At 54.7% G+C, this 10,259-nt stretch carries 11 protein-coding genes; 7 read left to right on the plus strand and 4 right to left on the minus strand.

What is annotated here, in order from left to right:
• Positions 1–48 precede the first annotated feature (48 nt).
• The 4 genes from JRF57_15070 to JRF57_15085 form a co-directional block, all read right to left on the minus strand.
• Entirely contained in the window at positions 49–993 is a 945-nt protein-coding gene (locus tag JRF57_15070; GenBank protein ID MBW2305023.1) for a hypothetical protein, read from the minus strand.
• Complete coding sequence (gene cmr1, locus JRF57_15075) at positions 990–2,228, minus strand: type III-B CRISPR module RAMP protein Cmr1 (GenBank protein ID MBW2305024.1); 1,239 nt, start codon at positions 2,226–2,228, stop codon at positions 990–992. Before cmr1 ends, JRF57_15070 begins: the two co-directional genes overlap by 4 nt.
• Positions 2,219–2,824, minus strand: coding sequence for a DEAD/DEAH box helicase (locus JRF57_15080; protein ID MBW2305025.1), 606 nt, complete (start codon positions 2,822–2,824; stop codon positions 2,219–2,221). The genes cmr1 and JRF57_15080 overlap by 10 nt, the downstream gene beginning before the upstream one ends.
• Positions 2,825–3,315: 491 nt before the next feature.
• Positions 3,316–3,564, minus strand: coding sequence for a transposase (locus tag JRF57_15085; protein ID MBW2305026.1), 249 nt, complete (start codon positions 3,562–3,564; stop codon positions 3,316–3,318).
• Positions 3,565–4,053: 489 nt separating this feature from the next.
• Between JRF57_15085 and JRF57_15090 the strand changes: the two genes are divergently transcribed.
• The 7 genes from JRF57_15090 (at position 4,054) to JRF57_15120 (ending at position 10,254) form a co-directional block, all read left to right on the plus strand.
• Complete coding sequence (locus JRF57_15090) at positions 4,054–4,413, plus strand: PEP-CTERM sorting domain-containing protein (protein MBW2305027.1); 360 nt, start codon at positions 4,054–4,056, stop codon at positions 4,411–4,413.
• A 538-nt stretch (positions 4,414–4,951) separates the two neighbouring features.
• Entirely contained in the window at positions 4,952–5,824 is an 873-nt protein-coding gene (locus JRF57_15095; protein MBW2305028.1) for a CDP-alcohol phosphatidyltransferase family protein, read from the plus strand.
• A complete protein-coding gene (locus JRF57_15100) occupies positions 5,778–6,008 on the plus strand; it encodes a hypothetical protein (GenBank protein MBW2305029.1) in 231 nt (76 codons plus the stop codon). Before JRF57_15095 ends, JRF57_15100 begins: the two co-directional genes overlap by 47 nt.
• A gap of 258 nt (positions 6,009–6,266) precedes the next feature.
• Positions 6,267–6,977, plus strand: coding sequence for a C40 family peptidase (locus tag JRF57_15105; GenBank protein ID MBW2305030.1), 711 nt, complete (start codon positions 6,267–6,269; stop codon positions 6,975–6,977).
• Between the two features lie 178 nt (positions 6,978–7,155).
• Positions 7,156–7,563: a hypothetical protein gene (locus JRF57_15110; protein ID MBW2305031.1), complete on the plus strand. Its 408-nt coding sequence runs from the start codon at positions 7,156–7,158 to the stop codon at positions 7,561–7,563.
• Positions 7,564–7,631: 68 nt separating this feature from the next.
• Positions 7,632–8,816, plus strand: coding sequence for a hypothetical protein (locus JRF57_15115; protein MBW2305032.1), 1,185 nt, complete (start codon positions 7,632–7,634; stop codon positions 8,814–8,816).
• A 484-nt stretch (positions 8,817–9,300) separates the two neighbouring features.
• Positions 9,301–10,254, plus strand: coding sequence for a glycosyltransferase family 2 protein (locus JRF57_15120; GenBank protein MBW2305033.1), 954 nt, complete (start codon positions 9,301–9,303; stop codon positions 10,252–10,254).
• The last annotated feature ends 5 nt before the right edge of the window (positions 10,255–10,259 follow it).

Below are 10,259 nucleotides of genomic sequence, written 5' to 3' on the forward strand. Positions count from 1 at the left end.
GCAGGGGGCGCTTCGCGCGCAGGGTCTCCGCCGGGGTGAAGGTGCTGCTCATGGTGTCCCTCCCAAAGGAAGCCAGTTCTGGATTTCTGTCCAAAACTCATTTCGAGAGCCTTTCTCTGTTTTGCCGTGCGCCTTGTGAAAAGCCCGCCATTCTTTGATCTCCGCCGTGCCCCAGCCCACGGTACGCTTGGCGGAGATGCCATAGGTGGTGAGCAGGGCTTCGATGGCTTCGAGCAGTCTAGGAAGCACGTCCTCGGGTTTGGCCTTCGGCTTCATCCCCGGCCAGGAGGCGTATAGGAGGGAGAATGTGCCCGTTGCGCCTTCGATGTGTTCCTCGCTTCTGTCTGGATTCCTCTTCACTCTCCGACCCGGTACCACTTCGTAGTAGATGGGCTGGGTGCCGGCTCGGCAGGCCCGGCTGTGGGGGTTGATGACCTCAAAGCCGATCCGGTCGAACCAGGTGGGATAGAAGACCAGCGTGCCTTGGTGGAAATTCTTCTCTTCGCCCTTTTCGTTGCCGAAAAGATGTAATTCCCAGGCTCGCGCTTGCTTTCGTTTTTCCTCATCCTCTTCTTTTTCCGGCCCTATCAATCTCATGTGCATTTGAAAGGCCAAGCGCAGCATGCCCTTCCAGGAGGAAGCTGCCATGAAGGGCACGCCGAAGACCCGGTCCTTGCGAACGGGGTTGTCAATCACATGGAAAACCCGGTCGTCTTTGGAATACCATGGGGTGAGGAGTTCAAACTCCACCTCCAGGCCGAGCCAATGGGGGGAAGAGAGGGAAGAAAAATCTGGAACAGTATGTTGAATTGCTTGCGGTATCTGAAAATTTTTTGCTTCCCTTATGTAGCGCTTTCTGGCACCCTCCCTGTTCCCTGTAAAAAAGCGCACAGAGACCTCATCCACGAAGCCGCCTGCGAGCCCTTCCGGAAGCGTAGAGGACTCATGTAGATTTTGATTTTCAGCAATATAAACAAAATAATTCCACGTCATGCGCCTCCCTCCTGTTGGAACAGTCGTTCCAGGATTTGCTCACCTTTTAGAAATTCTCTCTCTGGGTCGCCGCTCTGCCACACTAGATCTGATTGCCTTTTATTTCCGTTACCATCTCTCAGAACCTGTATCTTTTCCAAAATTCGCGAAAATTCTTCATCACGCCGTGCAAATCCGAAGGTTCGGCGGGCTTCTTCAGGCTCCTTGAAACTGAAAACCTTCTTGCTCTCGGGACCTCGTCGCTGATTAGGCCGTCTTCCGGCAAGCCAAGAATCGTCTCGAGAAGATCGGCTCTTAGGCTCTGGACGGCCGATAACAAAGTTAAAAGAACTGGTGTTTGGATCTTTTCTTTCCAAATACCGTCCCTTCACGCACCAGAAGTTTTGAAGGGATGCCCAGGCAAAGGCGCTGTCATCAACATTTTTACGCCATTGAGGATTGCCCACATATACCTTAAGGTCAGCGAGACTTTTTTTGTAGCGCCAGCCATCTTGGGATGATATGTATTGGATCAGCCCTAAGTCCTGATGGTGCCGTTTCCCTGCCCATACTTCCTTTTGTTGAGACTGATTGCCTCGCAAGATTTGAACGATTGTAGGCGCGCCATGAGGCAAAGAAGCGCATACTTTTCTAAGTCCCTCAACATTCCTTACATCCTCGCCATTGACGCTTTTAATAATGTCTCCCTGCTGCAACGGTAGCCCTCTTCTCCTTCGTCTAACCGTCACTCCATGGTCTGTTCTGTCCTCCAGGTCTAATTCACCCAAATCGGCAATACCCCACTCCTCCGACGGCTTGAAGACGGTCCTCCCACCGAGGGCGCCGTACTCGGCGATCAAGCGCAGGGTGGCATCCAGCAGGCACCATTCCTCGTCCCGAACCGGGCGCAGGGGGATGAAGCACAAAATAAATGTCTGGTTGGCATCTATCTGGTCCTGAATGACCTGACGCTGGTCGTCCAAAACCATCAACCGGAACTTGCGCGTCCACCCAGTGCAGCCGAAGAGTTCGCACACGACGCAGTGGTGGCCTGGGTCTGTGGGCTTTTTTCGTGAATCCTGTGGACAGCGGACTTCTTTGGCGGTCGGATCGCAGGCCTTGCCGCCCAGACCCCGCACCAGCACCTCGTACCACCAGCGCAGCGAACCGATGAGACCGGTCTCGTGCAGGCGGTCGCACGTTTGGCTCGCCCCGCCGGTCCAGAGCGGAGTCAATGTCCTTATTCTTATGTCCATAAGGTCAATTCTCCTTTTGGGTTCCCGTGGACGTTTTCTTGGCCCCACCACCGTGCGCTGACGCCCGCTGATCGGCCATCCTGACCACGCGCGCCAGGAGCAGATAGGGCAGTAATTCGGCATCCCTCCTGGGCCGGATCAGCCGCCGGAACAATTCCCCTTCCTGAATCTCCCAGCTTATCCCTTCCACATCCACATCCCCCAGCGCTTCCCGGAGGGCTTTCCTGGCCCGGGCTGAGAGAGTAGGGGATGTTGAGAAAATTGCCCAGTGTCTGGTCGATGGTGGTAAAGACCAGGTTGCCCTCTAGGCGGGGGTCCTCGGGGCGGCCGCCGGTCTGGACCGTCACATGCATGGGGCGGGTGAGGCCGAAATGGCGCCTCCGGCCCGTGTATTCCTCCCAGAACTGGTTGGCCAATACCCGGAGCGGCACGGAATAGAGACATTTTCGGGGAAAATCTTCGCGGTGCTCCCAGGCCCGGAGGAAAGGATAGAGGGCGGCGCGGGTCTTTCCGGAACCAGTTGGTGCCTGCAGAATCACGGACCTGCCGGATAAGATCAGATCGCAAACCTTCTCTTGAAATGGATACAATTGCATTCGAATAACGTCGATAAAACTATCTTACCTTCAAGATTCAAATATTGAGCAACCCCTTTATCTTGGTCCAGGTACCTCAAATGAGATTTATTCTGACGGCGTCGTCAAAAGCATAAAAAAGAAGTGCTTCCACACCGTCTGAAAGAAGTTAAGATGGTAAAACCATCACCTCCTTATTGTAAGTCAGTTCAAATATGGAATTTTTTTATCAAAGATTTTCTTGATAATAGAAGTAAACCAGCACAAAAAATTTTAGCCCATAGGCATTTCAAACGGAGTGAGCCACTTTTTTGTCTCTGTAATATCTGCCTGTTCTTTGATCAGAGTGGTTCGAATATCTTCCAGATCTCTGGGTCTGCGTGTGGTAACCGTCTAGCCAGCCCATCTTTTATTTTTTCCTGGCCGGTGTAGGATAGACTATATTGGAGAGAATCCGGCCCTTGATGCTCTTTGACATTAGAAGAATATCGGCAGAAAGACAAGTCCTTGCGTTATCCAATCAGCCCATATTCATTTTTGGGCGGAGGCTGCCAGTGGTCCGGGAGCAGGTTATCGAACATCAATTGATTGGGATCCATTTTCTCTGACCGCCGGCCATAGACCCACCTGAGTAATTGGTCCACCTGGTGCTGGAGCATTTTTATGTTAAGCAGGGAAGAATGGAGTTTCCTGGTGAGTTCTTCTACCTGGATGTGTTGTTGTTCGATGACCTTATCGGCCTCTGTAAGCGATGCAACCATAAATATTTACATAGCATAAAATGATAGATATGTCAACAAGTTATTCCATAAAAACGTACCTCCTGCTCACTTTTTTCGGGACGACTCCTTCGAGCAGCATCTCGCTTGAATTCTTCAGTGTATTTTTGACGGTTTTTCCCTGTACTCATTGGACACCTCCTTTATTCTTTGTCGCTCTTATCATGGTGTCCGTTTTAATTAAACCACTTCAACCTAATCTATGATGATACTGCTCCCAATGGACTAATTGTGTGGCTTGATTATTCTGCCACCAGGACCACTTGGAACGAGCAAAAAACCTGGGCTGAAAACATTGGTTCTTCGCTGGTCGTTACGTTATTCCCGGGTTTTACTACGAGTATAGACTGGACAACAGGCTGGCGGTTGCCGCTTACATCAGATGGGACCCTGAAATGGGGTTATGAAGGAGATCCTGACGAGGATGGAGTCTACTCATATACATATGGCTATAACCTCGCCAACGGAGAGATGGGACATCTATTTTACACTGAATTGGGAAACAAAGGATATTACGATACAGATGGGTCCAAGAATCCAAATCCAGGGTCATCTGACTATTTTCTCCAAAACAAGGGCCCTTTTGAGAATCTGAAACCTGCCTCATATTGGTCAGGCGTAAAGTGTTCATATTTTGCCGGTCGAGCCTGGTATCTGTGCATGCAGTGGGGAGACAAGAATTCACAAGTATACTCCGTTGAGTACTCAGGGCTAGCTGTCCATCCTGGGACCATATCAGCAGCAGCAGTCCCCGAACCAGGTACTATCTTGCTTCTGGGTACAGGTTTGATCGGACTGGGAGTTATGCGAAAGAAACGACCTAATCTGTAACTGATAGAAATGATGCTAGGTTAGTGCCCATCCATAAATGGCCCTTTTCCTCAATCTCTGCTTCAGGCTCAGATTTTAATCCTCGAAATACTTCAATGTATGGATGCCTGTCCCGCTTAGTATCCCAAGCGGGGCGGTTAAAATCTTCGCCTTTCTTGACCTTGAACAAAATTGCCTGTTTATGGATGGGCACTAGGTTAACCGACGCCCTGCTCGAGGGGGCCGAAGGGGCGGACTGTATCGTCACGGTGTGCCCCATGTGTCGGATGAACCTTGAAGCTTATCAGGATACCCTGTCCCGGCAACGGGGAAGAGACCTGCACCTCTCTCCATCCTTTACCTGCCTCAGCTCATGGGCCTTGCCTTCGGACTCCCGGAGGAGGACCTGCACATGGACATGAACCCGGCCCTTTATCCAGCCCTGAAGGCCCGACTCAACATCCAGGAACGGGTGGCCTGAAAAGGTCACCCATGCCCTTTTTCCGGTGGTGCTGCCGTTCCAGCCCGGGTTCCTTTGACCCCTGAAGCGGAAAAGTGTATGAATAAGATGGTTGCACTTAGAAAGGGGCGGGTGAGGTTCGGTTTTAAGGGAAGCCATGACGGAAGGTCCATGACCAGGTTGAAGGAGAGGATGGAAGGTGGTTCCCGGGCCGGGGCCTGGACGGAATTCATGCCCACGGACCGGGAGGATTACCTGCTCCAGAGTGACCGTTACATCGCCCTGGAAGGGAAACTGGTATCCTTCCTGACCTGGCAGAAGGTGATCCAACCGAACCATTTGACCTATTTCAGGTTCGGCGTCGGATTGTTCCTGCTTCTATTCTTTCGGCATCTCTCTTATCTTCAAATCTTCCTGCTGGCGATCGTGGGATTGCTGTCGGATTTCTTTGACGGTGCCCTGGCGAGGGCGGCATCCAGGAAGACACGCCTGGGAATCCTGATCGATCCCCTGGCCGACAAGTTCCTTGCCCTCACCATCGCCTTTATCCTGCTGGAAAGGAAGGTCCTCGACCCGGTGATCATCGTCATCATGCTTCTCCTGGAGGCCCATGTCCTGCTGATCCCCTTGATTTCCCGGGTAAGGAGGAGGAAAGGATTCCTCCGGGCCGGAGATCCTTTCCTGGTGGTGCGGGCAAGACAGATGGCCGCGGGGAAGATCAAGTGTTTTCTTTACGGCGTGGCCTTTCTGGGGTTACTCTTTGCAAAAGCCCTCTCCTCCTCTTTCCTCATGGCGGTTTTCGAGGGGGTACTCGTGGCGGGACTGGCGGTGGGCATGGTTGCTCTCTTCATATATCTCCACACCTGGTGGATCAGGGATCCGGTGAGCGCTGAAATGGGCCGGTCCGACGCAGGAGAACCGGAAGGTGATCGGGGAAATTATGGATCGGGACGAGAAGGTTACGAAAGTTGAAAAGGGGGGGCTGGATGCCGGTGACGTCCTTCGGCTCTCGCCCAGGGAGCTTTTCGAGGATCTTCTGGGAGAGCCCGAGGAGCGCGGTTATGATGGAAAGATGTTGAAAGAGATCTCGGAGAAGGCACGGTTTTTCGCGTGCGAACGGTTGAGCAGCCCGGAAAGGGACGGAGAGAAGGAATGAGTTTTACGAGCGCCTGGGGGAGTGCGGGGCAAGGATCAACGAAGGAGGGCTGAGGCCGCGGTTGATCCGGGGGCGGCGGATTCCCCTTGCTGATGGGGAGTGAATGGTTTTTCCATGAAGCAGGCACTGCAATACGGGAGACCCTGGGTCTTGCTCTTCCCGGTCCTCATTTGGACGCTTTGGGGGTGCGCTGGATGTGCACCTGTCCTTACCCGGCCCTCTGCGCCCGCAAAGCCCATCCATCCGAGGCCTCTCCCCATGGCGGGCTATGCAGTCCAGGTCGGGGCGTTCTCAAAGCTGGAGAACGCCGTTCGCCTTACCGCTTCCCTTGAGGACCAGGGAATGGAGGCCTATTACTTCAGAGACCGGGACGGCCTTTACAAGGTCCGGTTTGGAAATTTCCCCACCCGGCAAGAAGCTCGAAGAACGGCCGGACATTTACAATGGATAGGGATCTTGGAAAGTTTCTATATCGTCAGCCCGGATGAATCCCCGGCGGCGAGATCCCGTATTCTGGGTGTCGGCCGTCTCAGGGAGGAGATCGTTGAGACGGCCGAAGGATTCCTGGGCATTCCCTATCGCTGGGGAGGCTCTTCCCCCGGGGAGGGGTTTGACTGCAGCGGGTTGACCATGGCGGTCTATAGGTTGAACGGCCTGGACCTCCCGCGGTCCTCCCGGGAACAATTCCGCCAAGGCGTTCCCGTGGACCCTGGGGATCTTTCGAAAGGGGACCTCGTGTTTTTCGCGACATCCGGGATGCATAAGGTCTCCCATGTAGGGCTCTACGCGGGGGAGAACCGCTTTATTCATGCGCCGGGGAAGGGAAAGAGGATCCGGATGGACTCCCTTTCCCATCCTTACTATGCAAGGCGTTTCGTGGGCGCCAGGACTTACCTGGAAAGAGGCATAAAGGGGAGATCATCCAAGTCATCGGGGCGAGGACCAGAGGACCCGGAAAGTGGTTCATGAAGGGATGCCGTCGGGATAGACGGCCCATTGCATGTTCTGCGGGAGGGGGCAACCCCTTGAACGGCGCACACCGGCGGAGGCATGCCGGAGAGTTTCCTGCCGGCTTTTGGGGGCCAGGCACTTCCGCCAAACGCCGGTGCCGGGGTGAATTCGGCAGCCCAAATTCCAGAGAAAGGGAGTGGATAAGACCGTGAAGGATGAAATCAGGAAGCGGGTGTTGGAGGCTATAAGCCTCGTTCCGGAGGGCCACCAGACCGATGCGGTCATCAAGGAGGTCATCCGGTGTATCCTCTATTGGGTTCTTTTCAACCGGGGGCTCCGACCGGTCCCGGCCTTTCGGAATCCACGCTACCCGGAAGGCCCCGTGGATATCGCCGGTCTGAAGGATGATCTAACGGTGGAGGCGGCCTTTTGCAGTGGTCCGACGATCGAGCTGGACCATGTAAAAAGGTTGGAAAGGGTCCTTTGCGAAAAGAAATATGTGATCAGTTTTTCCAGGAACCAGAAGAAGGTCAAGATGAGCACCTTCTATCTGAAACCCGGGATCGAGCATATCCAGATCTTCGAGGATCCGGCGGGTTCCTGAACCGAAGGCCCGGGAGTACCGGGAGAGGGTCCAATGAAGAACTCTTCAAAGGTTATGGAGAAAGGCGATTGAGGAGACTCATCGGGGAATTGAGGGAGCGGGTCCGGTCACATACTGAGACCTGCGAGGTGTTGACCGAAGACATGATCTGGCGGAGACACGGCACCCTCTTATGGAAGGCCCGGAAATTTGAAGGCTCCCCGGTATTTTATCCCGTGTACAGATGCGGGGAACTGTACTCCTATTCCGTGCTTGCCTTGATACTCCATAAGGGATTCCTGAACCTGAACGGAAATGCCGTGAGGGAGGCCGAGGGCCGGGATTTCATGTACTTGTCCGGCCTGGAGACGATCGATACCGAGATCGTGCGCCTGGGGGGACCTCACCGGTGCGGGTTCGGTATCACGGATACCGATGAATACGCCCGCCGGATCGCCCGTGCCCTCGTGTCGGATGTCGGGAGAGTGGAAAAAGAGCATCCTGGTTATACGAATATTGTGCTTTGCGGCGGCAGGGACAGCATGAATCTCTTGCTTCTTCCTTGGAAAAACCCGACTGTCGCGGCCAGCGCCGAACCGAACCACCGATTCGTCCGCCGATTTATTTCAGAGAACGACCTGGGCTATCGGTTGATCCATCTGGAAGACCCCTACGAGGAGGCCACTCTGGACCGTGAGATCCTGGAGAATTGCTGCCGCGCCGATCTCGCCCACTGGCGGTGGGGTGTCTCTTTAAAGCGCTTGTCTGATGAATATGGGAGAAAGGTCCTTTTCTGGAAGGGACAGGTGGCGGATCTGTACACCACTTCGAAGTGGAAAGTTTTTATGCATCGCCCCAGAAGAGGTCACTTGCTGGCCCGCAAGGTGTACAGGCGGTTGGGGGGCGGACTGCTTCCGCAACGACTCAACCGGGCCATCGGACGGCGCATCCAGCCCGGGGTGATCCGGGATACCTGGGATCGCTGCGCAATGCTTCAGGGATGCCACATGGGATTCATCCGCGAAATCGCCGACTGCCTGGTACTCTCCGCCTACCACGGCCCGGAGGTCGTCAAAGTTTTCGAGGAAGCGGATCTGGCGTCAGTTTCCCGGGAAGATATGCGGGACCGCGTGGGGAGGATCCTCCATGGGGAAAAGGTGCGGTATCCGCCCCAAAATCCGGCCCCTCCCGTTTCAAGGATCAGGGTCGGATTAAGCCGCCCCGATCGTTTCTTATCGCTCCTGGAGGCAGGGGGAATCGAGATCCGAAGGTGAGTACAGGGGGCTGCGCGGGGTGTTCTCCGGCGATCTGTTTATAATAAAATCAGCTGGATACCTATATAATGTTTGCTCTCACATTCGGGTTCCTGTAGTGCCCATCCATAAATAGGCAATTTTGTTCAAGGTCAAGGAAGGCGAAGATTTTAACCGCCCCGCTTGGGATACTAAGCGGGACAGGCATCCATACATTGAAGTATTTCGAGGATTAAAATCTGAGCCTGACCTGTCTGCCGTGCCTGCCTATCCCGTTGGAACGGCAGATAGGCCCGGCACAGGCAGGCGCAGAGATTGAGGAAAAGGGCCATTTATGGATGGGCACTAAGTAGGCCGGCGGAGGGGAATATGTCAGCCTGTGCTTGAAGCGGCAAATCCTGTTTTTGGACATGAGTGATGGAAAGAGACAATACCGCGATGCCGCCTGCCGGCAAAGACAACCCCGCCTGCCGGCAAAGACAACCCTATCGAATTTTCCATTGTCGTGATCGGTCTCAATGAAGGACGGAATCTCCGGAAGTGCCTGGAGTCCGCAAGAAAGGCGGCCCCGGTCGGTATCCCACACGAACTCATTTATGTGGACGGGGGCTCGGAAGACGGCAGCATGGAGATTGCCGGAAGAGCCGGTGCAGACGTGGTACTCGGCGGGGATCGGAAAAGACGGGCTGCGGAGAATCGCAACCTGGGGCTTCAGGTCGCGAGGGGCCGGTTCATTCAGTTCCTGGATGGAGACATGACCCTGAATCCCGAATGGCCTTCAACCGCCCTGGAATTCCTCCAGCGGCATCCCCGCGTGGCCGCCGTTTGCGGGAATATCCTGGAATCCAGAAAAGGGCTGTTTTACCAGGCCCTGGAGATAGACTGGAATCCCGGGGAGGGCGAGGTGCGTCATTGCGGGGGAGCGGCTCTTTGGCGGCGGGAAGTTCTCGATGAGGCTGGGGGGTTCCCGGAGACCGTCTCTTACGGCGAGGAGCCCTATCTTTGCTGGAAGGTCAGGAACCGGCTAGGGTTCAAGATCTACCACTTGAACCGGCCCATGGTCCGACATGATTTAGGTTTTTCAGGCTGGGGCGATTACTGGCACCGTGATGTACGTTGCGGAGAAACCTATGCGGAGATCGCATCCCTTTGCTGGCGGTCCCGCGATCCCCTTTGGCTGAAGGACGCCCTCGGGAACCTCCTTTGGGCCGGAGCCTTGGCAGCGGTTCCTATCCTCTTGATCACGGGACCGGCCAGGGTTCGATGGGCTGTGGTCCTGGCCGCCTTACTCGTGGTCATCCGAAAAGGCATCCAGATGATACGAAAGGGCAATTCCCCACAAGTGGCCTTTCTGTATGCCCTGCAGGTCTATTTCTCAAAGATACCTATTGCCTGGGGCGAGTGCCGGTGGATCTTCCGCCGATTTCGCGGATTGAAGGGGCGGCACCCCTTTGGTTAGGAGGG

Source organism: Deltaproteobacteria bacterium (genome assembly GCA_019310525.1).
In the GTDB taxonomy this organism is placed as follows: Bacteria; Desulfobacterota; DSM-4660; order Desulfatiglandales; family HGW-15; genus JAFDEE01.

What these genes read in the sequence shown, in the direction of transcription:
- JRF57_15070 (MBW2305023.1), bottom strand. Translation starts at nt 993, where the DNA reads ATGACGTGGAATTATTTTGTTTATATTGCTGAAAATCAAAATCTACAT.
- cmr1 (MBW2305024.1), bottom strand. Translation starts at nt 2,228, where the DNA reads ATGGACATAAGAATAAGGACATTGACTCCGCTCTGGACCGGCGGGGCG.
- JRF57_15080 (MBW2305025.1), bottom strand. Translation starts at nt 2,824, where the DNA reads ATGCAATTGTATCCATTTCAAGAGAAGGTTTGCGATCTGATCTTATCC.
- JRF57_15085 (MBW2305026.1), bottom strand. Translation starts at nt 3,564, where the DNA reads ATGGTTGCATCGCTTACAGAGGCCGATAAGGTCATCGAACAACAACAC.
- JRF57_15090 (MBW2305027.1), top strand. Translation starts at nt 4,054, where the DNA reads ATGGGACATCTATTTTACACTGAATTGGGAAACAAAGGATATTACGAT.
- JRF57_15095 (MBW2305028.1), top strand. Translation starts at nt 4,952, where the DNA reads ATGAATAAGATGGTTGCACTTAGAAAGGGGCGGGTGAGGTTCGGTTTT.
- JRF57_15105 (MBW2305030.1), top strand. Translation starts at nt 6,267, where the DNA reads ATGGCGGGCTATGCAGTCCAGGTCGGGGCGTTCTCAAAGCTGGAGAAC.